This window comes from Gilliamella sp. W8128 (genome assembly GCF_016100545.1).
Classification (GTDB): Bacteria; Pseudomonadota; Gammaproteobacteria; order Enterobacterales; family Orbaceae; genus Gilliamella; species Gilliamella apis.
In genome coordinates this window covers 337,967-364,953 of the sequence record NZ_JACFSE010000001.1, presented here as the reverse complement: position 1 = coordinate 364,953, position 26,987 = coordinate 337,967, and the positions used below count along the sequence as shown (strand labels likewise).

Below are 26,987 nucleotides of genomic sequence, written 5' to 3'. Positions count from 1 at the left end.
CGAATGTCGCTAAATTAAATACACCAAACTTATTTGCCAAAATAAACTCTTATGTTTATAGCAAGCTAATTTTAGTTTTAAAACCGATTTCGAAGAAACTTTAGGGGATTTTTTGGCTTTAAAAACCCCGTTCCTCAAAATTTTTCAACTTAAAATTCTAACTTTCAATGCCTAATAAATTGGCAATTTTTTCATTTTCCGAATGCCATAACTGTTTTGGTGCTGCATTAAAAATAATTTTTCCATTATCAATAACAAGGCAACGTGAGAAGTGGTGAAGAGAATCATCTAAATAATGCGAGACCATCATTAAAGTAAGGTTGAATTCGCTACATACTTGATTAACAAGAGCTAGCATTTCAAAACGTAATGCTTGATCAAGGGCAGAAAATGGTTCATCAAGGAGTAAAATTGGACGATGTTGTATTAAACAGCGTGCCAGTGCAACGCGTTGCCGTTGACCACCTGAGAGCTGTTCGGGATAACGTTGGTTAAAGCCTTCTAATCCGACACGCACTAATATGTCACCAATTATTGTCCGTTCTGCTCGGCTAAGTTTTAATAATGGTTTAATACCTAACGCTATATTTTGTTCGACAGTGAGATGGCTAAATAAATTATTGTTTTGGAATAGCATCGATACCGGCCGTTTACCCGGTAAAGTCGTGGTGACGTTTTGATGATTTAGGATAATTTGCCCTGAATGAGGAAAAATAAATCCGGCAATTAAACTGAGTAATGTACTTTTGCCTGCACCGCTTGGGCCAACAATCACTACTCTTTCTTTAGCAGCAATATTAAGCACAAAGTGCATGTTGAAGTTATCATATTGATACTCAGTTTTTTGAAGTTCGATCATAATCCATAACAACCAATAAGCTAAATGATAAAATTAATAAAATTGCTGCTGTTACTATACTTTCTTTGTATTGATAATGCGATATCTGCTGATATAAATAATAAGGTAAAGTGGTGACTGACTGCCCACCAAATAAAGCAATTACACCAAAATCGCCCAATGACAAGATGCCAGCAAATGCAAAGCTCATTAATATTGTTCTTCTTAACCCTCTAAAATCAATTAGATAAAAGTGAGTTAAACCATTAATATTCAGTGATTGGGTAAGTCGCCAATATTGAGCAGTGATATCATACATTGGAACGGTAAGATTTTTTATAATAAATGGTAACGCCATCAATCCATTACAAACCATCATCAATAAGCAGATAAAAACGGTATTATTACTATAGTCAAATAGTAATAAAAATAATCCTGATGCCAATACCATACTTGGTATGGCTAGAATCAGTGATGCAATTAATAATAGTCCATTACTCAATCGCGGTTGTCTATTTATCAGTAGTCGACTGTTGGTCCAAAGTAATAGTAATCCGAGTGTCATGGCAATAATTGATGAACCAATAGCAATAATGATTGAAAAAAATAAAGCTTGCTGTAATGAGAAGGTCAACAGTGAAAATTGAAAGAAATAGATACCTTGAAAAAGGATGGTCAGCATCGGTAACAGTATAAATAATCCACCGATCAAAATTAGCACTGAACTAACAATTTTTAATCCTTTGGGTTGAGGTAAACGATAGTCTGTTTGAGTAAATTTTAGCGTTAATTTTTTATCGATTCTGTTTATCTTTTGCATTAATCCAACGAAGGCAATACAACAAACTAATTGTAAACAGGCAAGTAATGCTGCTTGTAACAGATCAAAATCACGAATTGCTTGATAAATAGCAACTTCAAGCGTGGTATATTTTGGCCCGCCACCTAATGCTAAAACAATGGCAAAACTTGAAAAACATAACATAAAAATTAATGCTGCCATAGGTAATACTTGTCTACGCAGTAATGGCCATTCAATAATTTTAAAAAAAGTTACATTGCTAAAATTTAATTGCGCAGCTAAGTGTTTTTGTTCAATAGGTACGCTTTGTAAGGTTTGATAAAATAGGCAGCAGGCATAAGGGAAATTCAGGAATACATGCGCCAATAAAATGCCGTGTAAACCATAAATTGAAAATGAGAATGGTATGTGTAATATTTGGCAGATATTTGATAATAAACCTTGTCGCCCATAAACCGATAGTAAACCAGTCACAACAACTAGTGTTGGTAAGATAAAGGTAATAGGCATCATTTTCAATAACAACTTTTTACCTTTAAAATCCACTAAAGATAATGCTTTAGCCATTAATATGGCTGCGATTAGTGATAATAATGTCGACAATACAGCTTGGTAAAAAGTTATCCATATAATATGCAATATGTAACTATCAAAATAGATGGTTAAATTTCCTGACTGCAAGGCAAATTTCCAGATAGCGAGAAGTGCTGAACTTAATATGATTAAAATTAAACTAGCAGCACTGATACCTGGTAATAATGATCTGAATTTTAACATTAATAATACTTAACTAGTTACTTATTGCTGACTGCCACTCACGAATCCAGCCTTTTTGATGTTTTTCAATCTCTTCCGGTGTAAATTCTAGCGATTTATCAATGGTATTAATTTGCTTATAGGCATCGGGTAGATCGGTTTTAATAATTGGATACATCACATTTTTTTCAGCAAATTGCCGTTGTATCTCAGGTGTTAGTAAGTAACGTAAAAATTGTCGAGCTAAATCGACTTCTTGGCTATATTTAATGATGCCAGCCACTTCGACTTGGCGATAGTGACCTTCAGCAAAAATCGCGGCTGCGTAGCTATGATTATTTTCATTAATAATATGTGCTATCGGCGATGTGCTATAACTTAATACCAAATCAGCCTCATCTTTTAAGAACATACCATAGGCTTCACTCCAACCTTTAGTTACTGTGACCGTATGTTTAGCAACTTGTTGCCACGCATTTGCCGCCTCGTCACCATAGACCTTTTTCATCCAAAACAATAAACCTAGTCCTGGAGTGCTGGTTCTAGGATCTTGATAAATGATTTTCCAATTAGCTTTGTTTTCGACCAATTCATGTAATGAATGAGGAGGATTTTTGATCTTATCTTGATTATAGATAAAAGCGAAATAGCCAAAATCGTAAGGAATAAAACTATCATCCCACCAATCGGTATTGAGGTTATCGGGTTTACTAATTTGATGTGGAATTAAAATATCAGCTTGCTTGGCTTGTGCTAATAGATTGTTATCTAATCCTAAAATAACATCCGCATTTGTTTTGTCGCCTTCAAGGCGAATGCGATTTAAAACAGATACGCCATCCCCCAATGTGACAACATCAAGTTGGCAATGACATTGCGCTTCGAAGCCTTTTTTAATTGCTTCACCCGGCCCCCATTGTGACATAAATGAGTTGTAACTATAAACGGTTAGGGTTGGTTGTTGTGCATTTGCTAGATGACTAAATAGTGAAAATGAAAATATAACAGATAGTAAAAAGTTTTTACGAAACATTTTGCCTCCAAAGTAATGTGTAAAAGACAAAAGGTTTGAGCAGATATAATAACTCAAATCCCTCCGCTGGTATTATCCAGTTCAGGTTCGACGAGTTATGTCAGTTTTTCTGACACTCTCAGCCCTTCAGGGCACCCCGTTGAGAACGATGAGTAGTTTAGTGGTAGCAAATAGAATTGTAAACAGGCGAGGTGTTGATAAATACAAATTTATACATATTAAAACAAGGTAAGATTACAGGCAATCAGTGACAATTGTTGTGTTTGTCGGTATTATATGCCTCATTTTATGATTATTGATTAGGTACAATGTGAATATTCAACAACTATTAACGCAACGAGTTTCGCAAGCAATGATTATGGCTGGTGCAGATAAAAACTGTGATGCTTTAATCAAGCAATCAGCCAAAGTTCAATTTGGTGATTATCAAGCAAATGGTATCATGGCTACCGCTAAAAAATTGGCTATGCCACCACGCGCATTGGCAGAAAAAGTATTACAACATCTGGATATTGAAGATATTGCCGATAAAGTAGAAATAGCTGGCCCGGGTTTTATTAATATCTTTTTAAAAAATAGTTGGATTGCCGAGCAGAACGAAGTAGCGTTAAGTAGCGATAAATTGAATATCACTTTACCAGCTAAACCACAAACTATTGTGGTTGATTACTCAGCACCAAACGTAGCAAAAGAGATGCATGTTGGTCATTTACGCTCAACTATTATTGGTGATGCGAGTGTTAGAGTCTTAAATTTTCTTGGTCACAATGTGATTCGAGCTAATCACGTTGGTGATTGGGGAACCCAATTTGGTATGTTAATCGCTTACCTTGAAAAAATGCAAAATGAACAGGCCAACGATATGGATCTATCGGATCTAGAATCTTTTTATCGTGCAGCCAAAAAACATTATGACGAAGATGAGGTCTTTGCTGAAAAAGCCCGTAATTATGTCGTTAAGCTTCAAGGTGGTGATGAGTATTGCCGTGAAATGTGGCGAAAACTGGTTGATATTACCATGACGCAAAATATTGCCACATATAAGCGACTCAATGTCACACTTTCACTAGAAGATACCATGGGTGAAAGTATCTATAACAGTATGCTTCCGGGCATTGTTGCCGATCTTAAACAGAAAAAATTAGCCGTTGAAAGTGAAGGCGCTATTGTTGTGTTTTTAGATGAGTATAAAAATAAAGAAGGCGAACCAATGGGTGTTATCATCCAAAAACGAGATGGTGGTTATCTTTATGCAACAACCGATATTGCCTGTGCAAAATATCGTTATGAAACCTTACACGCGGATCGTATTTTATATTATACCGATTCACGCCAACACCAACATTTAGAACAAGTTTGGGCGATTGTGCATAAAGCAAAATATGTCCCAGAATCTTTAAAACTTGAACATCATATGTTCGGTATGATGTTAGGTAAAGATGGTAAACCTTTTAAAACGCGTTCAGGTGATACCGTTAAACTAAATGATCTACTCGATGAAGCAACCGAGCGAGCCGCAACATTAATTAAAAGCAAAAATCCTGATCTTTCTGATGCCGAGCTTGCTCAAGTGGTTGATGCTGTTGCCATTGGTGCGGTTAAATATGCTGATCTATCCAAAAATAGAACGACTGATTATGTATTTGATTGGGATAATATGCTGTCATTTGAAGGCAATACAGCACCTTATTTACAGTATGCCTATACCCGTGTACTTTCAGTATTTAAAAAATCGAATATCAATGAAGACAATCTAGATGGTCATATCGATTTAGGTACTGAAAAGGAACGAGCGTTAGCAATTCGTTTGAATCAATTTGATGAAACAATCACAACTGTTGCCGCCGAAGGTACTCCACATGTTCTTTGCGCGTATCTGTATGATATCGCTACCCTATTTTCAAGTTTTTATGAACACTGCCCTATTTTGGCTGCCGAAAATGAGAGTTTAAAAGTTAGCAGATTGAAACTGGCCTCATTAACAGCCAAAACGCTTAAAACGGGTTTAGATATGCTTGGCATTAAAACCGTTGACAAAATGTAAGCTTATTTGCCACCGATATGATTAAATATCGGTGGTTTTGTTGGTATTTAGTTATCCTCTTAGACATCAACCTGTTTAGCTATACAAATCGATAATCCATCAACATGCTCCTTGGCAAAATTAGCAAATTCAACAAAATGTGGCGTTGTATTATGTAAGTCAATCGCCTGCTGTGATTGCCATGTTTCTACTACTATATAAATATTGGGATTCTCAATACTTTGATTCAGCTCATAGCGAACACAACCATGTTCAGCTCGACTACCGATAACTAATCGTTTAAATATAGGTTTAAATGCTTCATGATACTCTGGTTTTATCGTAATGGTGGCAATAATGTTTAGTTGTGACATATTCTACCCTTATAAGTAAATTTGTTTTGTAATGATTGAAATCCTACTGTTAAGAATAAACAGCTTTTAATAACCATGCTAATCTCATTTTTTCGACCACTATACTTATTATTAAATAGTAAGTTAGGCATATGTAATTTAATAGTTTACTCTTTGAAATTATAAATAGACTTTTTTTAGTTTGAAAAATCTAAAAAATAATACTTTAACCTTTTCATTTATTTAAATATTTTTAAAATTAAAATACTTGATCTTAACAATGAATCCATTAAAATCTTTCCCACTTCGGAAAAATAATAAAGTGTAAACTTCCATGACAACTTGTGTTTTCATTGCTATAAGAAATATCCTAACAGGTTTATTTTGATCCTCCTTTTTGGGGGATTTTTTTTATCCATTTTTTATTAAAACTAAATAGTAACCAAATTTTAGAGGCGCATTATGACCGATAATAAACAAATGTTATCAACTAGTCGAGATCAGAGCTTGAAAGCATATTTGATGAACAAAATTAAACAAAATGGTGGTTGGGTTAATTCACATATGCATGCTGATCGTGCTTTTACTATCACTGTAGATAGTTTTGATGTCTACCAAAAACAGACTTTAATTGAAAAATGGGACACGCTTGATAAAGTGAAAGCAGCAATGACCGAAGATGATTATTATCGTCATTTTAGCATGGCGGTTGAACGCATGATTGAACAAGGTGTTACTGCCATGGGTTCATTTGTTGACATTGATCCGATTGCCGAAGAGCGAGCAATTAGAGGTGCGCTACGAGCTCGTGAAACATATAAAAACGATATTACGATTAAATTAGTTAATCAAACTCTTAAAGGAGTTATTGATAAAGAAGCCCGATACTGGTTTGATAAAGGTGCTGATTTAGTAGATATTATTGGTGGTTTGCCGCGTCGAGATGAGCGAGATCATGGTGAAGGAATGGGATTAAAACATTTAGATGTGTTAATGCAAACCGGTAAAGCATTAGGCAAAATGGTACATGTTCATGTTGACCAGTTTAACTCATCAGATGAAATCGAAACCGAGCAACTTACTGATAAAACTATTGAGCATGGTATGCATGGTCGCGTGGTGGCTATTCATAGTATTTCAATTACCGCTCATAGTTTAGAATATCGTCAAAAACTCTACCAAAAAATGAAAGAAGCTAAAATGATGGTAATTGCTTGCCCATTTGCTTGGATCGATAGCCCGCGCCGTGAAGAACATGGCCCTACCCGCAATTCATTAACGCCAGTCGATGAACTTGCTGCCGCCGGGATACCTGTTGCTATTGGAACAGATAACGTCAGTGATTATATGTTACCTTTTTCAACCGGTAATATGTGGGAAGAGCTTAAATTATTAGTCACTGGCTGTCGTTATACAGATTTAGATAATGTGGTAAATGTTGCCACCAAAAATGGGCGTATGGTATTAGGCATCGAATAATTGTCTGATTAAAAATTTAACTGAGATTTAATCATCTTTAAAAATAAAAATCCCACCCAGAGAATAACTGAGTGGGATTATATTTATTGATTATTATTTATAATTCATGAATTGCTGAAGAAAGCCTAGAAAGGTAATTGCTAAGACTTGATTTTATATCATCTTCTGCTTGTTGTCTTAATTCACTACGAGAATAGTAATTACCGTCTGTACTATCAAATTCGTAACTAGGTTTATCACCAGTGTAGGTATACTTAACTTGTCTTGAACTTTTTTCAGCTGAAAATCTGTCATAATAACCACTTAATCCAGAAATATTTACGCTAAGGTTTAAACTATAATTATTTACTAATGTTTCAGTTTGTAAATTATATTCTTTTTCACCATTCTTTTTAGTGTCATTTGTTACTGAACCGCCATCTTCAGAATATCGCTCATCTTCACTAAGATTAATAGTAATGTCACTACCAGTACTGTTGTTAACTAATATAATAGCATCATCATTTTTGAAATAATCTTCAACAAAATTAGAAAATGCATTTGTATTACCTGTCACATATAGTCTTATTTGACCCTTGGTGGTATACTCTATTGCTTTTTGTTCCGAATCTCGATAATTACCATATTTTGCATAAGTATTCGCGGCATGTTGATAATTTGTTGCTGCTTGTCGATATTGATAACTTCGAGTCGCATTTTTAGCTATTTTTTCACCTTGAGAATAAGAATCAAACGCTTCTTTGTTTCTCGCTTTTTTTTCATAGTAACGAGCTAATTTTTCAGTATCTTTGTATTGACCTAATGGCTTATAAATAACATCAATAGTTCTAAAACAAGCTAGCGCTGCATTATAATCACCACTCCGTATTTCCTGTTTAGCAAGATTGTATAATGTTTGTGCCGCAAGCTGCCTATATTTAGTATCCGCATGAATATAGGCTTTTTCGATATTTTTATCGTAATATCTATCTAAAGATTTTTTATATAACGCTGCTCTTTCTTCATAATCACCAGCAGAATTAGTTGGGATAGCATTTGCTTGTTGAGTATAAAAGTTAGCAATATTTTGTTTTAGACGTTCACTAGGATATTTATCCAAAAAGAATGCTAATTCGGAACTGTAAAAGTGATCACTCAAACGCTGATTAAGCTCTAATAATTTCTCATATATTTCTTGGCGTTGTTCATCATTGGCCTTTGTGGTATTAGCTAATTCATTTTCATATTTATTCATCACCTCGGTAACTAACTGACGCAGCTGGGCAGCATCAGTTTGCTTAAAGTTTGCTTCACTTTTTTCCTCTATTTTTGTCGCTAATAAATTGATACTTTCAATATAACTTCCTTCAGCGTATGCTTCTTGAAATGTGCGTTGGTGCGCACAAGCAACTAATAAAAATATTGATAAAGAAGCCAAAATAATTTTCATTAATTTTTTAATTTTCATAAAGTTTCCCTTTATAGATATGAAAGATCTTGAGCAATACTATCAAGTATTGATCTTAATTCAGCACTTTGTTCGCTTTTAGCTCTTTGTTCTAATTCATGTGGAGATTCTAAAACACCTTCGTTATAGTCATGTACATGTGAAGGTACATCTCCCCCCCAATAGTGAACCTCATATTTTTCTGAAGATTTTTCTATAGTAAATGAGCTACTTGAATTAATAAGTCCTGTAACGCTTATTTCAGTCAATAATGTTAAGCTATTGCGATAAGTTCTGGTTGACTCGTTGTAAGACACTTCTTTAAAAGTTTCGACCTGAGTTGTATGCCCTTGAGCATCAGTCTGTTCTACATATTTATCAAATACTTTTTCGCGTTTTATTTCCATGTTATACGATTGTTGAGGGGAGTAATAACGGCTATTACAAGTCACATTAATTATGATATCTGCACCAGATGGAGAACTGACAAAGGAGAGATAATTAGCAGAAAAAGCTGAGCTTACATCAGAACAGTGATCGTCTGAATGAAAATAAACCGATATTAAACCTTTATCAAGATACTTTTCAGCTAAAGAAGCTGCATCTTTATAACGTCCAAAACGACTATATACGTCTGCGGCTTGCCTATAATATTCGCCAACTGAACGAAAAGTTGAGCGTCTGTCAGCGCCTTTTGCCAGATTTTTTCCTTTTTGATAAGCCTCTTCGGCCATTAAAGTAGCGTGTTTTTTAGCATTATCATAAGCGCGTTTATCACTGTCTTTATATTTACCTAGTGGTTGATATACTGATGATGCTTGACTAAATGCCTCAGACGCAGCGTTATAATCTTTCTGTTTTTCGAAATTTCTACCTTGATCATAGAAATCTTTAGCGGCAATCTGCATATATTTGCTATTAGCATTTTTATATAAAGTAGCAATATTTTTATAACTGTAGTAAGACAAACCACTTTTATATAACTCAGCTTTTGTATGATAGCTATCAGAATCAGTACCTGTGATTGATTTACCATAATCATAAAAATCTTTAGCAATAATTTGCCTCAAACTTTCAGCAGGATATTTATCAAAAAAGTTCACTAATTCCGCACTGTAAAAACGATTAGTTAAGCGCTTATTCATCTCTAACAGTCTTTCATAGATTTCAATGCGTTTTTTATAATCAGTATTATTGGTGCTGGCTAATTCATCCTCATATTTATTCATTACATCAGTGACTAACTGACACAGCTGGGCTGCATCAGTTTGCTTAAAGTTTTCTTCACTTTTTTCCTCTATTTTTGCCGCTAATAGATTGATGCTTTCAAGATAGTACCCTTCAGCATAAGCATCTTGAGATGTGCGTTCGTGAGTACAACTCATTAATAAAAACATTAATAAACCGGCAATAATAATTCTTATCATGTTTTTCCTTGTTGAAAATTGTCCATTAAAGGGAACAAAGATCTTGAGCAGTACTTTCTAGCAATGATCTTAATTTAGTGATCAGTTCTCTTTTTGCTACTGGTAGTAAATCATCATCATTTTCATAATAGCTTGAAGCTCTTGCATAGATAGTGTCAGAAAAGTCAATAATTCCTTCCATCCTTACTACTGTCTCTAGACTTAAACTATTGTTATTAGTATCCAATTTCGTATAGTAAGTTTCATCTTTTAACGTTGGGATTTGAATCCTATTCCCTTGAGCATCGATATGTTCTATGTATTTATCAAATACTTTTCGGGTGTTTGGTATGTCAATCTGTGATCTTGTACTGTTATATTCTTTATCAACAGTTATTTTAATTTTGAGATCAGCACCAACTGGAGAAGAAACAAAGGTAACATAATCCTTATTTAGTAACAATTTTACCTCAGAGCAGTATTCGGAAGCATAGCAATAAACTTTTATTATCCCTTTGCGTTTATAGGTGTTAGCTAAAGAAGTAGCATCTTTATAACGTCCATAATGACGATAAGCATCCACGGCTTGCTCATAATATTTGGCAACTTGACGAAATTCTAGGCGTTGCATTGCAATTTCTGAAAGCATTTTTGCCTGCTGATAAGCCTCTTCTGCCATTAAAGTAGCCTGTTTTTTACCATTATTATACGCACGTTTGTCACTGTCTTTATATTTACCTAGAGGTTGATATACTGATGATGCTTGACTAAATGCCTCAGCTGCAGCTTTATAGTCGTTTTGGGTTTCGAAATTTACCCCTTGGTCATACAAATCTTTAGCAATGTTTTGCCTCAAACTTTCAGCAGGATATTTATCTAAAACGTTTACTAATTCCGTACTATAAAAACGGTTAGTTAAGCGCTTATTCATCTCTAACAGTTTTTCATAGATTTCAATGCGTTTTTTATAATCAGTATTAGTGGTGCTAGCTAATTCATCCTCATATTTGTTCATCACATCATTAACCAGCTTACTGAGTTTTTCGGCATCAGTTTGCTTAAAGTTTGCTTCACTTTTTTCCTCTATTTTTGCCGCTAATAGATTGATGCTTTCAAGATAGTTCCCTTCAGCATAAGCATTTTGAGATGTGCGTTCGTGAGTACAACTCACTAATAAAAACATTAATAAACTTGCAATAATAATTCTCATTTTATTTTTCCTTATTAAAAATTGTCCATTATAGGTATGAAAGATCTTTGGCTATATCGTCTAATCTTGAGTTTAGCTCGGATAATAAATCTCTTTTGGCTTGAGTATATAAATCATCTTTCGATTTTAAGCGTCCATCACTATGATTATGAAATTGGGCAGGTACATTACCACTATAAATATAGTCATGTTTAACTGAGGTTTCTTGAATTTTAAATGATTTGCTATAACTATAGATACCGTGAACCTCAATGCTAACCGTTAGGGTTAATTTGTTACTATGAGTTACTGTTTGTAAATTATATCGTTGATCTTTGTAAGTTTTGATTTGAGTTGTATTACCGTTTTTATCTTTTGCTTCAATGTATTTATCAAAGACTTGCTCAATCTTAGTTTCATTGGTTTCTGATTTATCTAGATCGACAAAATCACTTTTAAAGTCAATTCGAATATCTATCTCTGCACCACTCGAGTAATTGGCAAATTGAATATAATTTGCACTTAATTTATCTCTTATTTCATCGGTGAAACTTGAACCATAGTAATAAACTTTAATTATGCCTTTTTTAGCATAAGTATCAGCTAATGAACTGGCGTCAAAATATTGTCCATATGGCTGATATATAGATGCTGCTTGCGCATAATACTTGGCAACTTCTCGATATTCATAACGCTTTGTCGCATTCATTGCCAGTTGTTTAGCTTGTTGATAAGCCTCTTGAGCCTGCTGGGTAGCATATTTTTTGTCATTCTCTTTCGCAAGTTTGTCACTATCTTTATATTTACCTAGTGGTTTGTATATCGATGAAGCCTGACTAAAGGCTTGAGCAGCAGCTTTATAATTTAACTGTTGTTCGAATTGTTTACCTTGGTCATAGTAATTTTTGGCTGCCATTTGCATATATTTAGTATTGGCATTTTTATATAAAGTGGCGGCATTTTTATAATTGTCGTATGACAAACTATTTTTATATAATTCGGCTTTTGTTCGATAACTTTCACTGTCAGTGCCAGTGATGTAATTACCATAATCATAATACTCTTTAGCAAGAGTTTGCTTTAATTGCCTAGTGTCATATTTATCATTGAAAAAACTGATGTGCTCAGAATAAAAGCGATTACTTAATATCTCTTTCATAGTTAATAAATGCTTATATGCATCTATTTTTTGTGGATAATCATATTGATGGAAGTAATTTAGGTCTTTTTCATAAAACTGCATTACATTACTAACAATAGTTTGCAGGCGCTTAGCGTCCTGTTGATCAAACTTTGCTGGCCCTTTTTCATCCAAACTGGCAGCTAAAAGATTGATACTTTCTATATAGCGACCTTCCTTAAATGCATCTTCGGCTGTTCGCGTATGGCATGCCGTTAATAAAAATATACAAAAAATAGCAATAATCGTGCGCATAAACTTCCTTTCTTTACTTCTTTTTTATTACTAGTTATTTCATATCCATTTTTTGATGTTTATATAAAAATGGCTATTTTTATCAGTTTATTAAAAAACTGTTGGTTGAGTTTATGCTAAACTTTTAGCTAATTATTAACTTTTATTGCTACTTTTTTTACGTTTTGTTATTAATTATTAACAATAAATGCTATTAGTGGTTTTGGTAAATGTTTAAAATTAATTGGCGGGATGATGTTACCCTTAAATAAAATAATCATTTTTATTTAAGGGTTAACAAAATTTTATATTCGTGTTGGTTTTTTATTCGCTTTTTGACGAGTAGTTCGACTAGACTGATTGAGTTTGATACGCTTTGGTCTAACAATACGTTTGTCAAACGATGATTTTGTTGTAAAACTTTTCATTTCAGCTGGTAAGCCAACTAACTCACGTAGGTAATTAACAGAATCAATACCTAATTCCATCCATGTGCCACGAGATAAACCTTTCGGTAAAGTAATATTACCGTAACGAATACGTAGCAAGCGGCTAACTTGAACATCAATTGCTTCCCACATCCGACGGACTTCTCGATTGCGACCTTCAGTAATAACGACATTAAACCATTGATTCAATCCATCACCACCTTGAGGTTTAATGGAGTTAAATGCAGCGGGACCATCTTCAAGCTGAACACCTTTACGAAGTTGATTAAGTTGTTGATCGGTAATATTACCAAATACTCGAACAGCATACTCACGTTCAATTTCATGCCTTGGATGCATAAGGCGATTTGCCAATTCGCCATCCGTTGTAAATAGCAATAAACCCGATGTATTTATATCAAGTCGACCAATGTTAATCCAGCGGGCATTTTTTAAGCGAGGTAATCGCTCAAACACTGTTGCTCGCCCTTGTGGATCATTTCGAGAACAAATTTCACCTTCGGGTTTATAATAAGCTAGAACACGACAAACCTCTTTTTCTTTACTTCTTAACTGAACTAAATGACCATTGATACGAATTTTTGGACTAGCATTGACATCTACGCGATCACCTAAAGTCGCGATTTTACCATCAACACTAATTTTTCCAGCCACTATCATAGCTTCAATTTCACGACGTGAACCATTACCTAAATTGGCTAATACTTTTTGTAATTTTTCAGTATTATCTGGTTGTGAACTTTTACGATTCGACGTTTGGCTTAATTTGGTATTTTTTTTACGAGCGATATCACTTTCTTGCTCAATTAGTTTATCTGCTCCACGTTGTTTTTTGGAAAATGCAGATCTATTTTGTTTCATATAATCCTCACTGTTACCTTCTCAGGTATCATTTATTAACTCAATAACTCATTGATATATTATTAATTTGTTTACTCGAATGGTTTGATATCACCACTACCTTGACGAATAATATCTGGATAATCGTTAGTTAAATCAATCACGGTTGTTGGCTGTTCACTAATATAACCACCATGAACGATAGCATCTAGTTGGTGACCAATTTTATCTTCAATTTCTTCGGGATCAGACTGAGCTTCATTTTCATTAGGTAAAATAAGCGTAGTTGTCATTAAAGGTTGTCCTAATAATTCAAGAAGCGCTAAATCAATTTTATTATCAGGAATACGCAGTCCAATCGTTTTGCGTTTTTCATTCATCAAACGTCGTGGTACTTCCTTGCTCGCTTGTAAGATAAAAACATATTTACCTGGGGTATTATTTTTTAATAATCGAAAAGTAGTGTTATCAACAAAAGCATAAGAAGAAAGCTCAGATAAATCACGGCACATTAAGGTAAAGTTATGGTGTTTATCCAGATTACGGATTTGACAAATACGATCTACACCATATTTATTATCAAGTAAACAACCTAGCGAATAACCTGAATCAGTAGGAAATGCAATGACGCCACCATCATTTAATATTTTGACGACTTGATCTAATAACCTTGTTTGTGGGTTATCAGGATGAATATAAAAAGTTTGGCTCATAATATTCTTCTTTATTGATAGCAGGTTAAAAAAATGTGAGGAAAGGGCTTTTTCATCACGGTTTATAGCGCTAATTGATACTATTTTAGTTTAATATATTTATTATATCCAGTTATGCCAAATAGGTGTAACGCTACCAGGCAATGGTGTAGTTTTACCAAGATCAAGGTAATTAAGCAAATCGTGGAAATCCGAACCTTGTGATGCAAGTAATTCAAATTCATTAGCCAATTTTGCTAATCGTTGTAAATCATCTTGAGTTTGGCGGCTCTGAGAAACTTCAATACCATCACCACCATATGATTTAAATTCACTAATTAATAATTTTAGTTTAGTTAAGGTCAAATCATAGCGTGTCGGGTGTGCTAACACCGCTTGTCCACCTGCTGCATGTATCGTATTAACCGCATCAGCAATACTACACCATTTGGCAGGAACGTAGGCATAACCACTTTTACCCAGATATTTTTTAAATGCTCGTTTAATATCTTTAACATAATTATTAGCGACTAAAAAGCGGGCAAAATGAGCTCGAGATACAATATCACCTTTAGAAAATTGTTGGGCTTGCTCATAAGCATTGTCGATGCTCACTTTAGCTAATTTTTCACTAATACTGATTGCTCTATCAATACGACTTTGTTCTTGTGCAGTTAATAATTCAAGCAAGTGGGAATTTTCAATGTCGATATTCAAACCAACAATATGAATTTCATTATTCTTCCACATTGTTGACACTTCAACACCATAGATTAATTTAACTGGCAAATTATTTCGTTCTATGGTCGCTTTCGCTTCTATCAAGCCCTTGATAGTATCGTGATCGGTAATCGCTAGCATATTGATTTGATTATCAACAGCTCTTTTGACCAGTTCACTTGGCGTTAAAATTCCATCTGATGCAGTTGTGTGCGAATGTAAGTCAACGATCACTTTTTTCTCGAAAATTATTTTTAAACGTGTAATATACCACACAATTTGCACGACCACTAAAAGGTATATTATGAAAGATCAAATTCAGCTTGCTCAGCAAGATACGCTAGCTATTATTCAAGAACTTTTAGAAGATGGAAGTGATCCACATGCGCTGTATATTATTGAACATCATATTTCATCACAAGACTTTGATAAACTAGAAAAAGTCGCTGTTGAAGCTTATAAATTAGGCTATGAGGCAACCGATCCTGATGAAGATGTTGATGATGCAGGTAATGTGGTAATTGGTTTTGATATTATTACTGAAAGTCCATTAAATGCTGAATTAATTAATGCGCAAATCGCCGAAATCATTACACTGGCAAACCAATTTAACGTTAATTATGACGGTTGGGGAACCTATTTTGAAGATGGTAGTGATGACCAATTCGATGAAGATGACGTTAGCGAGACCATTCATTAATAAATAATCAGCGGTTAATTATGACTATTCTTATCCGCCACCAGACGGATAAGAATAGTGTTAACATTTAATTTAATTGTTCAACACGGCTAGTTCGTTTATGATCAGCCGTTACTGTACGAAGCGAAACCGAAGCGTTGTTATTTATCGCTACCGGGCCATTGTAAGCCTGCCAATTTTCGCCTTTATCGGTTGAATATTCGATAGTTAAGCCAGGAAAAACAACATTAGCAACTAATTTGCCATCTTCAATCTTCGCTCCAGGAACAGGAAGGCGATAGTTAATTGAAGCAAGATCTAATTTAGCTAATTCTCGTTGGCCAATTAAATTAGCAAATTGATTCCAATCATTTAGCAGTTTTTGCTGGTCAACATATTGTGTTTTACCTTTTTCAAATTCGCGATCTTTTTGATAATTAGTTTCCCAATCAGCTTTATGCCATGCCCGCTCGGCAACACTCAATAGTCGAGGATAAGCCATGTAGGCCAATTTATCATCGGTGCGAATATTTTCCGTCCAGATTTGTGCTGATAATCCATAGGCGCCTGGCCAATCCATGGTACCTTTAGCGGCAAAGGCGTCACCGTTGCGATCGAATGAGGTTTCCGCATTTTGTGGTAAATTATCCGGTGCAAAACTGAATATTTTGCGTTCATCATTAAAGCGTGAAGCCCAATAGTAACCACTTTCTTTTGGATTAACTTCATAAGGCATATCTAAATAGACATAATCAGGATTTGAAACTATCACTTTGTAGCCTTTATTGGCAAACTCATTGACTGAATCGTATCCGCCCCAATATAAGTTATCCCAGAAATTGACCACCACTTCATCGGTAGCAAAAGCTTTGGCGTTGGAAGCAAATTTTACGCCATCTTGCCAAGCTTGCATGCGATTAATACCATTATTTTTGATGATTTTACTTACTTCAATAGCAAAATAACTTGGCAAATGCTCGATATTTTCTACAACACCTTTACTAACAAAAGTTTGGCACGCTTGTGATTTTGCCCATGGATGATCTTCAACGCTCTGATCTATTAAGCCTTTACCCGCCTCTTTTTTAGCTGCATGGATATCTTGATAACCGTTGCCGAAGTGAATATTTTTAGCTTCATCACCACCAAAATGCCATGTTGTGATCGGTTGCCCTGCTTCGACATGCATTTTGGCTATTTCGCTAATTACTTTATCAGCAAATTTTTTCGAAGAATCTAAACATGGATTTAGATAACTTTGGCGATTGTAGAATTGCACCGTAGTAGTGTTCGAAGTATCAGTAGGATCAAGTAATCGATATTCATTCGCAGCTTCGGTTTTTCCTTGCTTCATTAAGCGTTGATATCTGACTTCCATTGACATGATAGCCGCTCTGGCATGGGCTGGCATATCTATTTCAGGGATCACTTCAATAAATCGCGCATTGGCATATTTAACGATTTCGATATAATCTGCGCGCGTAAAGTAGCCACTGCCATTATTGTCACTGTTTGGCCCAGATCCAAGTTGCGGTAATAGACACTGTTTTTCAGTTAAATCATGACAACGTTTACTACCAAAATCAGTGAGTTCTGGTAAGCCGGGGATCTCAATTCGCCAACCTTCATCATCACTTAAATGAAAATGAAATTTATTCATCTTATATTTCGACATCATATCAAGTAACTGTAATACCGCTTTTTTGCTTTTGAAATTTCGACCGATATCTAGCATCATACCTCGATAATCAAAACGAGGGGCATCTTCAACTGAAAGTGTGTTAATAATTTGCGGTTTACTAACTGTTATTGACGATAATATCGATTCTACAGCATAAAAAATTCCACTTTCATCAAATGCTACGATAGTTGCACCTTGTGGGGTTATATCTAGTTTATAACTGCCATTTACACCTTTTTCAAATGCAGTTTTATCAATTGATGCATTGACTTTAAACCCTTGCTTTGTCACAGCAATATTTAATTGTTTGAAATGCTTTTCTAACACTAATTGGCTTGGTTTTGCTAAGCCATTAAGTATGAGATTAACACCACTTTGATTTAGGGTAATAGATTCTTTACCAACCGTTAATTTAACTGGTGTTGGTAAAATTTGACCTTTTAATAAATCAGCATCAATTTTTTGAATATCATTATTACGTTGATAGCGGTTTTTGGGGGTCATTAATATATTATGGTCATTAGGTGATATCTTCCATTGTTCACCTAATGGAGCCACAAATGCTGACAAATTATCAGAATCAGTATTGGTGTTGGCAATTATTTTAGGTTTAGCATCAGTTGAAGTTACATACCAGCGAGGCATCACATCACTTTCACTTATTTGCCAATATTCACCAATAACTGGGATAGTTACCTGTGAGTTAGCAGGAATATTGGTAAATTTTTCTGTTGGTTCTAATTTATGCAAATCACCGGTTACGTGGGTAATTTTATACTGGTCATTATTTACCGCTAAAATCATGCGAATATTATGGAAGTAGATAGCCCAATCTTTACTGGTTATTGCTGGACCGTTGTTTTTAAGCGTTAGGGTCACTTTGTTACAAGAAGCCCAATCTGCGCCCAATGCTGCACAATCTACCCCATCATTAACGGCATTATTATCGACTATTTGATAATTTAAACGCAGTTGTGAACTCATCGTATCAACTATTTGTTGTGAAGCATTAACTGATTGACTGGCTCCTAGAGTTAATAATGATGTGATCGAAGTAGCAAGTATAGCTGATTTAAACTTTTTCATATCGGTTACCTATTTTTGTTTAGCATTGAAAATGGTGAAAGGGAAAGTAACAATAAATTTAATATCACGTTCATCTTGGAAAATGTTGCCATAACCACCGCCCCAGCTGTTGATATGATTTTCATGGTTGTTATATTTAGTGTAGTGTAATTGGAATGAAGTATCTTTAGCCCATGTATCTTGAATTGTATAACCTAAATCAAAATTATAAGCCGATTCTACTAAACGATTTTTTTGATTTTTTGCTTTTGAATCTGGTTTGGCATCCCAACCATAAGCATAAGATGCACCGGTTTTCCAACCTGTTAAATAATGGTTTAAATGGCCTAGATCATAGGTGACCTCAAAAAATGCCGCTTTTTCGCCATTGGCATTAAAGTCAGAACGTGAATTCCACCAAACATCTAATCGCCCATTAGATGATGCATAATCAGGCGTCATACGTTGTAAGAAGAACCCTTGTTCACCTTCTGCTTTTACAGACACACCTTCAAGTCGTAAACCAACAGGACCAACTTGGTAACCTAAAGTCGCTGCTTGCAACCACGCTAAACCATCATAAACATTGGCACCTTTATGAGATTGGTCTTTAGCGCCATAAAACTGATAACTCATGGTTAGTGGATTATTTAACACATCTGTTTTATAAGAAGCTTTCGCAAAAAATTGATTCATATAATTCTGAGCTTGGCCAAAGGCGCTTTCAAGTACAAGATCATTCTTAAAATCATATTTCATACCGGCTGAGTGTAGAAAATTGATTTTTTTGCCTTTTCCCCAGCGTTTGAATTCATAGAGGCGTTTATACCAAGGCGCTTTGTATTTATCTGTCCACATATAGGACATGGATAAAGCACCAGCAGCATCAAAATCAAGTACGGTGCCAACTTCTGCTCCCCGATAAGTACCTGGTAATAAACTCCAATGCGGAGCTAATAAAGTTTGTCCAGAAGGTTGAATATAACCGGCCTTGATCCAAAACAACTCATCAAGTTTAAAATTAAGTTGTGCTTTATAAAAACTTAAGCCACTAACATCTTTTTTCCAATCTTCATTCCAACGAGTATTAGCACCACTAAAACCAATCTCATTTGGATGCCCGTTACCGCCATTACTGACTTCCCAAGCGCCATAACCACCTAATTCAATACCAAGTCGATCGGCAATATAACCTGACCTAAAGTCTAAATTGGTATTAAATGATGAATGTCTGAGGTTTTTTTGGTATTTATGTTCGTCAAGGTTTTTTCTTTCCCGATCACGATTCCAGAAAAATATGTTTCCAGTTAATGATGCATCATCGACAAAATTACTGACATACTCAGCTTGTGCTGGACATATACTGGTTAACACGGTAATAGATAAAAAAAGTTTAGTAAAAAGATTAAAACGACAGGGTAAAACCGGTAAATTATTATGATTCATAGTTGCTTCCCTAAAATTATACTGTGTAACTGACCACTAAATTCCCTAATAACTAATTGGTTTTTATAAGTCAAACTGAATTTATTACTACTTTGAATTGCTATCTAAACAACATTTTTGGAACATATTTAAGGTAGAAATAGGATAAATATGCATTTTTATAATGCATAAACATATTTTAGTTCGCAAATTAATTGATCTAAATTCGTGATCTAAATCACCAAAAAAATAAAAATTTGGCTTTTTTTAGTGAAATTCGCCACGCTTTTTTTACCGAATAAATTAATTAATTATTTTTTCTAAATTTTGCGGAGATGACATTAAGAAAGGAATTAGCAAAGAGTAATAATTAAAAACAAGTCGCTGATAAAAAACAGGCAATAAAAAAGAGAAATGCATAGCATTTCTCTTAATAATTAGTCATTTTGAAGTTAAATTATTTTTCAGTATCAAGCTCTGCAAAGCTTTTAACGAGTTCATCAATGGCTTTCATCTGTTGTAAGAATGGTTCGAGTTTTGCTAATGGTAATGCGGAAGGACCATCGCATTTTGCACTACTCGGGTCTGGATGAGACTCTAAAAATAGTCCTGCAATACCAACGGCCATCCCCGAACGAGCAAGCTCAGTAACTTGACCACGACGACCACCTGATGCTGCTCCCATTGGATCACGACATTGTAATGCATGAGTTACATCGAAAATCACTGGCGATCCATGGCTGACTTTCTTCATGACATTAAAGCCAAGCATATCAACAACTAGATTATCATAACCAAAACAGCTACCACGATCACAAAGAATCACTTGGTCATTACCTGCTTCTTCAAATTTTTCGACAATATTACCCATTTGGCCTGGGCTAACAAATTGAGGTTTTTTTACATTAATTACTGCACCAGTTTTCGCCATTGCTACAACTAAATCGGTTTGTCTTGCTAAAAAAGCCGGTAATTGAATAACATCAACAACATCAGCCACAGGTTGACACTGTTCTTCAGTGTGCACGTCAGTAATAATTTTAACCCCTAACTGCTGTTTTAATTCTTGGAATATTTTCATTCCTTCTTCTAATCCTGGTCCTCGATAAGAGTGAACCGATGAACGATTCGCTTTATCAAAAGAAGCCTTAAAGATATAAGGAATATTTAATTTATCGGTTACTGTTACGTAGTGCTCACATATTCTCATCGCTAAATCGCGAGATTCAAGCACATTCATACCACCAAATAATACAAATGGTAAATCATTAGCTACCGTAATATTACCGACTTTTACTCTTTTTTGTTTAATCATAAATTTATTCCTAGTTAAGGTTTAAACCAACGACCTAGGGTGACTCTGTCATTGCCACTATAGTCGGTTATGGTTTCAACTAATTGAAATCCATGTTGTTTAAAGATAGTTTGTACCGCTAAGCCCTGCTTCCAGCCATGTTCGATAAGCAGCCAACCATATTGATTTAAATGCTTGGTAGCCCCTTGAATTATTACTTTAATATCAGCAAGGCCATCATCCTCAGAAACTAAGGCACTTCTTGGTTCATAGCGAACATCGCCTTGAGATAGGTGAATATCAGTTGGCTCGATATATGGAGGATTACTGGTTATCATTGAGAATTTACGATTTTTAATTGGTTTATACCAATCACCCTGCAAAAAATAAACATTGTTCACGCCTATTTGATTGGCATTTTTTTGGGCTAAAATCAAAGCATCTTTATTTTTCTCAATCGCCGTAAATAAACAATCTGGTCGCTCAGTGGCCATAGCAATCGCGATAGCACCGGTTCCTGTTCCCAAATCTAAAACTTCACAAGGGACTTTCGGCAAATACTCTAAACCTAATTCAACAACTTTTTCGGTATCTGGTCTTGGAATTAAGGTCGAATTTGAAACATTAAACTTCAATGACCAAAATTCCTTTTCTCCAGTGATATAGGCAATCGGTTCCCCTTCTTGACGTCTTTTTAAATAGCCATCTAAAGCAATTAGTTCATCATCAGTTAATAATGTTTCACTAAAAGCCATCAAAAAGGTACGTGTTTTATGTGTGACAAAACTTAATAAAATTTCAGCATCACGTTTTGGACTTTCGCTTTCGGTTAAAGTTTGTGATGCAGATTTAAGCCATTGTAAATAGGTCATTCATCCTGTTCCGCTAACGCTGCAAGTTGATCTGCTTGATATTCTTGTACAATTGGTTCAATCAACATATCCAATTTACCTTCCATGACCTCATCTAGACGATAAATAGTAAGATTGATACGATGGTCGGTAACTCGACCTTGAGGATAGTTATAAGTTCGAATACGATCTGAACGATCACCTGAACCAAGTAAATTACGTCTGGTTGACGCTTCCTCTTGTTGACGTTTACGCATTTCAGCATCTTGAATACGGGCAGCCAATACTGACATCGCCTTAGCTTTATTTTTGTGCTGTGAACGTTCATCCTGACATTCAACTACAATGCCAGTTGGAATATGGGTAATACGAATTGCTGAATCGGTAGTATTAACATGCTGACCACCGGCACCTGATGATCGATAAGTATCAATTTTCAAATCTGCAGGATTGATTTCTGGCATTTCAGCTTCTGGAATTTCTGGTAAAACAGCAACAGTACAGGCCGATGTGTGTATTCGTCCTTGTGATTCAGTCTCTGGTACACGTTGAACTCGGTGGCCACCAGATTCAAATTTTAACTGTCCATATACACCATCACCACTCACTAGCATGATAACTTCTTTATATCCGCCATGTTCTCCATCATTTGAACTCATGATTTCGACACGCCAATTGCGAGATTCAGCATAGCGAGTATACATTCTGGCTAAATCACCAGCAAAAATAGCCGCTTCATCACCACCAGTACCAGCTCGGACTTCAACAAAACAGTTGTAATCATCGTTTGGATCTTTAGGTAACAATAGAACTTGTAACTGTTTTTCTTGCTGCTCTACTTGGCTTAATGCTTCGTTTAACTCTTCTTGAGCCATTTCACTCATTTCCGGATCAGAAAGCATCATTTTTGCGGTTTCAATATCTTCTTGTGTTTGCTTCCAATTAGCGAAGCATTTAACCACATCGGTTAACTGCGCATATTCTTTTGAAAGGGTACGAAATCGGTTTTGATCGGCTATAACCGCTGCATCAGATAGTAATGCTTGAACCTCTTCGTAACGCTCTTGTAGCGTTTCCAACTTGCTGATAATTGAAGGTTTCATAACTCTTTATTTTGGCTAATGATTAAATGAATTAGCCCGGCATTATATACTTAATTGCCTTTAAAATACAGTTCCTACTTATAATAGCGAAATAATCATTAATATAAGGTTATTTTTTATATTTATTTTAAAATTAGTTGGTTATTTTTGATTAAAAAACCCCTTTCCTCAAAATTTTCTATTAAGATTAAATGAGTTTGGTACAGATAATTTCGTAGGACTCTGTAGTATTTAATTTGGCTTTAATGTTTATCCCTATGATGAACATCATTATGATTGATTATGTTATTGATTGGGATGCTTTTTAAGCCATAACCCAATATATTGAATATTTTAAATTTTTGAAAATCTTGATTAGAAAAATAAAATGCCGTTAGCAAACTAACGGCATTATTTCAATGATAACAATAAAATAAAAAGTCTCTATTTTTTAACTGCTTTCGCATTCGGCAAATCAGTTATCGATCCTTCATAAATCTCAGACGCTAAACCTATTGATTCATGTAACGTTGGGTGAGCATGGATAGTTAATGCAATATCTTCAGCATCACAACCCATTTCAACTGCTAGTGTAATTTCACCAAGTAATTCACCACCATTTGCCCCAACTACAGCACCACCAAGAAGACGATTGTCAGCTTTATTAAAGATTAATTTAGTCATCCCTTCTGAACAATCAGAAGCAATCGCTCGACCTGATGCCGCCCATGGGAATATAGCAACCTCATAATCTAAACCTTTTGCTTTTGCTTCTTTTTCAGTTAAACCTACCCAAGCAACTTCAGGTTCAGTATAAGCAATTGATGGTATAGTTTTTGGATCAAAATAATGTTTTTTACCAGCAATAACTTCTGCTGCCACATGACCTTCATGAACACCTTTATGCGCTAGCATCGGTTGACCAACAATATCACCAATAGCATAAATATGAGGCACATTTGTTCTCATCTGTTTATCGACTTCGATAAAGCCACGATCAGTCACATTTACACCAGCTTTTTCAGCGTTGATCAGTTTACCATTTGGAGTACGGCCTATTGCCACTAGTACCGCATCATAAGTATGAGTTTCAATGGTTCCGTCTTTTTTCTCCATGGTGACATAAATTGCATCATGTTTTGCTTCAACAGTACTTACTTTAGTTTCTAATCTTAAAGTAAATTTCTTTTGAATTTGTTTAGTAAAGATTTTCACCACATCTTTATCGGCTGCTGGAATGACCTGATCAAGCATTTCAACCACATCTACCTCTGAGCCTAATGCATGATAAACCGTCCCCATTTCTAAACCGATAATACCACCACCCATTAAAAGTAGTTTTTTAGGAATAGTAGTTAATGCTAATGCATCTGTCGAATCCCAAATGCGAGGGTCTTCATGTGGGATAAAAGGTAAAGTTATAGGTCTTGAACCAGCGGCAATGATAGCATTATCAAAAGTAATTTTAGTTATACCTTTGGATGAAGTAACATCCATGGTATGACTACCAGTGAATTGTGCTTCACCTTGAATGACATTGACTTTACGCATTTTAGCCATGCCAGCAAGGCCGTTAGTCAATTGATTAACAACCTTTTCTTTCCAAGCTCGTACTTTATCCAATTCTAGTTTTGGTGTTCCAAAATGAATGCCGTGCGCAGTCAATGATTTGGCTTCATCCATAACTTTAGCAACATGTAGCAATGCTTTAGATGGAATACAACCCACATTTAGACACACACCACCTAAAGTTGAATAGCGTTCAACTAAGGTGACATCTAACCCAAGATCGGCAGCGCGAAAGGCAGCGGAGTAACCCGCTGGACCTGCACCTAAAACGACAAGCTGTGTTTTAACTTCTTGACTCATAATCTATATTCCTCCACTACATCACTAAACGACGTAAGTCGGATAAGACGTTAACAATATGACTTAGGAAGCGTGCACCATCTGCTCCGTCGATCACGCGGTGATCGAAAGATAAAGATAATGGCAACATTAAGCGAGGTGTAAATTCTTTACCATTCCAAACTGGTTTCATACTAGAACGAGATACACCTAAAATACCTACTTCAGGTGCATTTACAATTGGTGTAAATGAAGTCGTTCCAATACCACCTAGGCTAGAAATGGTGAAACAACCACCTTGCATATCACTACCAGTTAGTTTGCCATCACGAGCTTTTTTGGAAATTTCTGCAAGTTCCCGAGAAAGTTCAATAATGCCTTTTTTATTCACATCTTTAAATACCGGCACAACTAAACCATTAGGAGTATCAACGGCTACACCGATATTAATGTATTTTTTGATGATAAGAGTTTGTGCATCTTCAGACAATGAACTATTAAAACGCGGATAAGCGGTTAAAGCGCTGGCTACTGCTTTCATAATAAACACTAGTGGCGTAATTTTCAGATCCAGTTTTTTCTTTTCCGCTTCGGCATTTTGTTGTTTACGGAAAGCTTCTAATTCAGTGATATCTGTTTCATCAAACTCAGTAACATGTGGAATCATTACCCAATTACGATGTAAGTTGGCACCTGATACTTTTTGAATTTTAGTTAATGGTAATGATTCAACTTCACCAAATTTACTAAAATCAACTTTTGGCCACGGTAATAAGCCAGGTAATGCACCGCCAGCGCCACCATTTTCAACCTGTTTGACAGCATTTTTTACGTAAGCTTGAATATCTTCACGTAAAATACGATGTTTAGGGCCAGTCGGTTGTACCTTAGCAAGGTTAACACCAAACTCGCGAGCTAAACGACGAACAGAAGGAGTTGCATGTGCATAAGCATCATTTTCTACAAATTCATTGGTATTTGCAGGTGCAACAGGCGCAGCAGAATTATTGTTAGTATTCGCAACTGGAGCTGCAGTAGCTGGTTTTTCTGCTGCCACAGGTGCGACATCAGTTTTTACTGGTGCACTGCTAGCTACTGTCTCAAATTCCATAATTTTTGAGCCAGTTTTAACTTTATCACCAATTTTTACTGAAATGCTTTTCACCATACCAGCAATAGTAGCAGGCACTTCCATTGAGGCTTTATCGCCTTCTACTGTTATAAGTGAATCATCAACGGAAACTGAATCACCAACTTTAACTAAAATTTCAGTGACCTCAACTTCATCACCACCAATATCAGGTACATTAACATCAACCACTTGGCTTGCGCTTGGGGCTGCTGATGGTGCGGCAACTGGTGCGGTCGTTTCTTGTTTATCTGCTGCAGTCTCTGTTCCGCTGTCATCAAATTCCATAATACTTACACCAGTGGTAACTTTATCGCCAACTTTTACGATGATCGACTTTACAATCCCGGCTTGTGGTGCCGGTATTTCCATCGACGCTTTATCACCTTCGACGGTCAATAGCGATTGATCTACATCCACTTTGTCGCCAACTTTAACTAAAATCTCTGTTACTTCAACTTCATCACTTCCGATATCAGGTAATTTTATTTCAATAGTCATTATTTTTACCTC

The 26,987-nt window shown here is 35.4% G+C and carries 21 protein-coding genes and 1 riboswitch; of the genes, 3 read left to right on the top strand and 18 right to left on the bottom strand.

Annotation, left to right across the window (positions count from 1 at the left end; all coding sequences use genetic code 11):
• Window positions 1-157: 157 nt before the first annotated feature.
• From thiQ to thiB, 3 genes are read right to left on the bottom strand one after another with little or no spacing between them, the layout of a single operon-like run.
• The gene (gene thiQ, locus H3U97_RS01645; RefSeq protein WP_198197755.1) at window positions 158-859 is read right to left on the bottom strand and encodes a thiamine ABC transporter ATP-binding protein ThiQ; all 702 of its coding nucleotides are present in this window, start codon (window positions 857-859) and stop codon (window positions 158-160) included.
• A complete protein-coding gene (gene thiP / locus H3U97_RS01640) occupies window positions 837-2,417 on the bottom strand; it encodes a thiamine/thiamine pyrophosphate ABC transporter permease (protein ID WP_198197753.1) in 1,581 nt (526 codons plus the stop codon). Before thiP ends, thiQ begins: the two co-directional genes overlap by 23 nt.
• Before the next feature lie 13 nt (window positions 2,418-2,430).
• A complete protein-coding gene (gene thiB, locus H3U97_RS01635; protein ID WP_065579232.1) occupies window positions 2,431-3,429 on the bottom strand; it encodes a thiamine ABC transporter substrate binding subunit in 999 nt (332 codons plus the stop codon).
• A gap of 40 nt (window positions 3,430-3,469) precedes the next feature.
• Window positions 3,470-3,578: riboswitch (TPP riboswitch) on the bottom strand.
• Between the two features lie 161 nt (window positions 3,579-3,739).
• Here thiB and argS point away from each other — a divergent pair.
• Window positions 3,740-5,473 (top strand): arginine--tRNA ligase, encoded by a 1,734-nt coding sequence (gene argS / locus H3U97_RS01630; RefSeq protein WP_065651861.1) that lies wholly within the window; start codon window positions 3,740-3,742, stop codon window positions 5,471-5,473.
• A gap of 59 nt (window positions 5,474-5,532) precedes the next feature.
• On the opposite strand, the gene H3U97_RS01625 is transcribed toward argS, so the two are convergent.
• The gene (locus H3U97_RS01625; protein WP_086357150.1) at window positions 5,533-5,826 is read right to left on the bottom strand and encodes a putative quinol monooxygenase; all 294 of its coding nucleotides are present in this window, start codon (window positions 5,824-5,826) and stop codon (window positions 5,533-5,535) included.
• 441 nt (window positions 5,827-6,267) lie between these two features.
• Here H3U97_RS01625 and H3U97_RS01620 point away from each other — a divergent pair, with 441 nt between their 5' ends.
• On the top strand, window positions 6,268-7,284 hold the full coding sequence (locus H3U97_RS01620; RefSeq protein ID WP_198197751.1) for an amidohydrolase family protein: 1,017 nt from the start codon (window positions 6,268-6,270) through the stop codon (window positions 7,282-7,284).
• A gap of 97 nt (window positions 7,285-7,381) precedes the next feature.
• On the opposite strand, the gene H3U97_RS01615 is transcribed toward H3U97_RS01620, so the two are convergent.
• From H3U97_RS01615 to H3U97_RS01585, 7 genes are all read right to left on the bottom strand, one after another.
• A complete protein-coding gene (locus tag H3U97_RS01615) occupies window positions 7,382-8,731 on the bottom strand; it encodes a hypothetical protein (RefSeq protein WP_198197749.1) in 1,350 nt (449 codons plus the stop codon).
• 11 nt (window positions 8,732-8,742) lie between these two features.
• Window positions 8,743-10,137 carry a hypothetical protein gene (locus tag H3U97_RS01610; protein WP_198197747.1) on the bottom strand — a complete coding sequence of 465 codons (1,395 nt, stop codon included), beginning with the start codon at window positions 10,135-10,137 and terminating at the stop codon, window positions 8,743-8,745.
• 25 nt (window positions 10,138-10,162) lie between these two features.
• Window positions 10,163-11,326, bottom strand: a complete 1,164-nt coding sequence (locus H3U97_RS01605) for a hypothetical protein (protein WP_086320189.1) — start codon at window positions 11,324-11,326, stop codon at window positions 10,163-10,165.
• Window positions 11,327-11,354: 28 nt separating this feature from the next.
• Window positions 11,355-12,740, bottom strand: coding sequence for a hypothetical protein (locus tag H3U97_RS01600; protein ID WP_198197745.1), 1,386 nt, complete (start codon window positions 12,738-12,740; stop codon window positions 11,355-11,357).
• Window positions 12,741-13,024: 284 nt separating this feature from the next.
• Window positions 13,025-14,029, bottom strand: a complete 1,005-nt coding sequence (gene rluB, locus H3U97_RS01595) for a 23S rRNA pseudouridine(2605) synthase RluB (RefSeq protein ID WP_086360860.1) — start codon at window positions 14,027-14,029, stop codon at window positions 13,025-13,027.
• 71 nt (window positions 14,030-14,100) lie between these two features.
• Window positions 14,101-14,721, bottom strand: coding sequence for an L-threonylcarbamoyladenylate synthase (locus H3U97_RS01590; protein ID WP_086320192.1), 621 nt, complete (start codon window positions 14,719-14,721; stop codon window positions 14,101-14,103).
• Between the two features lie 102 nt (window positions 14,722-14,823).
• On the bottom strand, window positions 14,824-15,654 hold the full coding sequence (locus H3U97_RS01585) for a PHP domain-containing protein (RefSeq protein ID WP_198197743.1): 831 nt from the start codon (window positions 15,652-15,654) through the stop codon (window positions 14,824-14,826).
• 70 nt (window positions 15,655-15,724) lie between these two features.
• On the opposite strand from H3U97_RS01585, the gene rraB reads away from it, so the two are divergent.
• Window positions 15,725-16,120, top strand: coding sequence for a ribonuclease E inhibitor RraB (gene rraB / locus H3U97_RS01580; RefSeq protein WP_198197741.1), 396 nt, complete (start codon window positions 15,725-15,727; stop codon window positions 16,118-16,120).
• A 67-nt stretch (window positions 16,121-16,187) separates the two neighbouring features.
• On the opposite strand, the gene H3U97_RS01575 is transcribed toward rraB, so the two are convergent.
• From H3U97_RS01575 to aceF, 7 genes are all read right to left on the bottom strand, one after another.
• Entirely contained in the window at window positions 16,188-18,866 is a 2,679-nt protein-coding gene (locus H3U97_RS01575) for a beta-N-acetylhexosaminidase (protein ID WP_198197739.1), read from the bottom strand.
• A 9-nt stretch (window positions 18,867-18,875) separates the two neighbouring features.
• Window positions 18,876-20,291: an OprD family outer membrane porin gene (locus H3U97_RS01570; RefSeq protein ID WP_198197738.1), complete on the bottom strand. Its 1,416-nt coding sequence runs from the start codon at window positions 20,289-20,291 to the stop codon at window positions 18,876-18,878.
• Window positions 20,292-20,727: 436 nt separating this feature from the next.
• Window positions 20,728-21,582: a 3-deoxy-8-phosphooctulonate synthase gene (gene kdsA, locus H3U97_RS01565; RefSeq protein ID WP_198191948.1), complete on the bottom strand. Its 855-nt coding sequence runs from the start codon at window positions 21,580-21,582 to the stop codon at window positions 20,728-20,730.
• A gap of 17 nt (window positions 21,583-21,599) precedes the next feature.
• Window positions 21,600-22,436: a peptide chain release factor N(5)-glutamine methyltransferase gene (gene prmC / locus H3U97_RS01560; RefSeq protein ID WP_198197736.1), complete on the bottom strand. Its 837-nt coding sequence runs from the start codon at window positions 22,434-22,436 to the stop codon at window positions 21,600-21,602.
• The gene (gene prfA, locus H3U97_RS01555) at window positions 22,433-23,518 is read right to left on the bottom strand and encodes a peptide chain release factor 1 (protein WP_065579244.1); all 1,086 of its coding nucleotides are present in this window, start codon (window positions 23,516-23,518) and stop codon (window positions 22,433-22,435) included. The genes prmC and prfA overlap by 4 nt, the downstream gene beginning before the upstream one ends.
• 423 nt (window positions 23,519-23,941) lie before the next feature.
• Window positions 23,942-25,366: a dihydrolipoyl dehydrogenase gene (lpdA, locus tag H3U97_RS01550; RefSeq protein WP_065651856.1), complete on the bottom strand. Its 1,425-nt coding sequence runs from the start codon at window positions 25,364-25,366 to the stop codon at window positions 23,942-23,944.
• A 16-nt stretch (window positions 25,367-25,382) separates the two neighbouring features.
• The gene (gene aceF, locus H3U97_RS01545) at window positions 25,383-26,975 is read right to left on the bottom strand and encodes a pyruvate dehydrogenase complex dihydrolipoyllysine-residue acetyltransferase (protein ID WP_198197734.1); all 1,593 of its coding nucleotides are present in this window, start codon (window positions 26,973-26,975) and stop codon (window positions 25,383-25,385) included.
• Window positions 26,976-26,987: the final 12 nt, after the last annotated feature.

Coding starts and splice junctions, on each gene's coding strand:
- H3U97_RS01620 (WP_198197751.1), top strand. CDS start 6,268: ATGACCGATAATAAACAAATGTTATCAACTAGTCGAGATCAGAGCTTG.
- thiQ (WP_198197755.1), bottom strand. CDS start 859: ATGATCGAACTTCAAAAAACTGAGTATCAATATGATAACTTCAACATG.
- H3U97_RS01625 (WP_086357150.1), bottom strand. CDS start 5,826: ATGTCACAACTAAACATTATTGCCACCATTACGATAAAACCAGAGTAT.
- rluB (WP_086360860.1), bottom strand. CDS start 14,029: ATGAAACAAAATAGATCTGCATTTTCCAAAAAACAACGTGGAGCAGAT.
- H3U97_RS01605 (WP_086320189.1), bottom strand. CDS start 11,326: ATGAGAATTATTATTGCAAGTTTATTAATGTTTTTATTAGTGAGTTGT.
- H3U97_RS01600 (WP_198197745.1), bottom strand. CDS start 12,740: ATGCGCACGATTATTGCTATTTTTTGTATATTTTTATTAACGGCATGC.
- H3U97_RS01610 (WP_198197747.1), bottom strand. CDS start 10,137: ATGATAAGAATTATTATTGCCGGTTTATTAATGTTTTTATTAATGAGT.
- H3U97_RS01570 (WP_198197738.1), bottom strand. CDS start 20,291: ATGAATCATAATAATTTACCGGTTTTACCCTGTCGTTTTAATCTTTTT.
- prfA (WP_065579244.1), bottom strand. CDS start 23,518: ATGAAACCTTCAATTATCAGCAAGTTGGAAACGCTACAAGAGCGTTAC.
- lpdA (WP_065651856.1), bottom strand. CDS start 25,366: ATGAGTCAAGAAGTTAAAACACAGCTTGTCGTTTTAGGTGCAGGTCCA.
- aceF (WP_198197734.1), bottom strand. CDS start 26,975: ATGACTATTGAAATAAAATTACCTGATATCGGAAGTGATGAAGTTGAA.
- H3U97_RS01575 (WP_198197739.1), bottom strand. CDS start 18,866: ATGAAAAAGTTTAAATCAGCTATACTTGCTACTTCGATCACATCATTA.
- rraB (WP_198197741.1), top strand. CDS start 15,725: ATGAAAGATCAAATTCAGCTTGCTCAGCAAGATACGCTAGCTATTATT.
- thiP (WP_198197753.1), bottom strand. CDS start 2,417: ATGTTAAAATTCAGATCATTATTACCAGGTATCAGTGCTGCTAGTTTA.
- H3U97_RS01615 (WP_198197749.1), bottom strand. CDS start 8,731: ATGAAAATTAAAAAATTAATGAAAATTATTTTGGCTTCTTTATCAATA.
- thiB (WP_065579232.1), bottom strand. CDS start 3,429: ATGTTTCGTAAAAACTTTTTACTATCTGTTATATTTTCATTTTCACTA.
- prmC (WP_198197736.1), bottom strand. CDS start 22,436: ATGACCTATTTACAATGGCTTAAATCTGCATCACAAACTTTAACCGAA.
- H3U97_RS01590 (WP_086320192.1), bottom strand. CDS start 14,721: ATGAGCCAAACTTTTTATATTCATCCTGATAACCCACAAACAAGGTTA.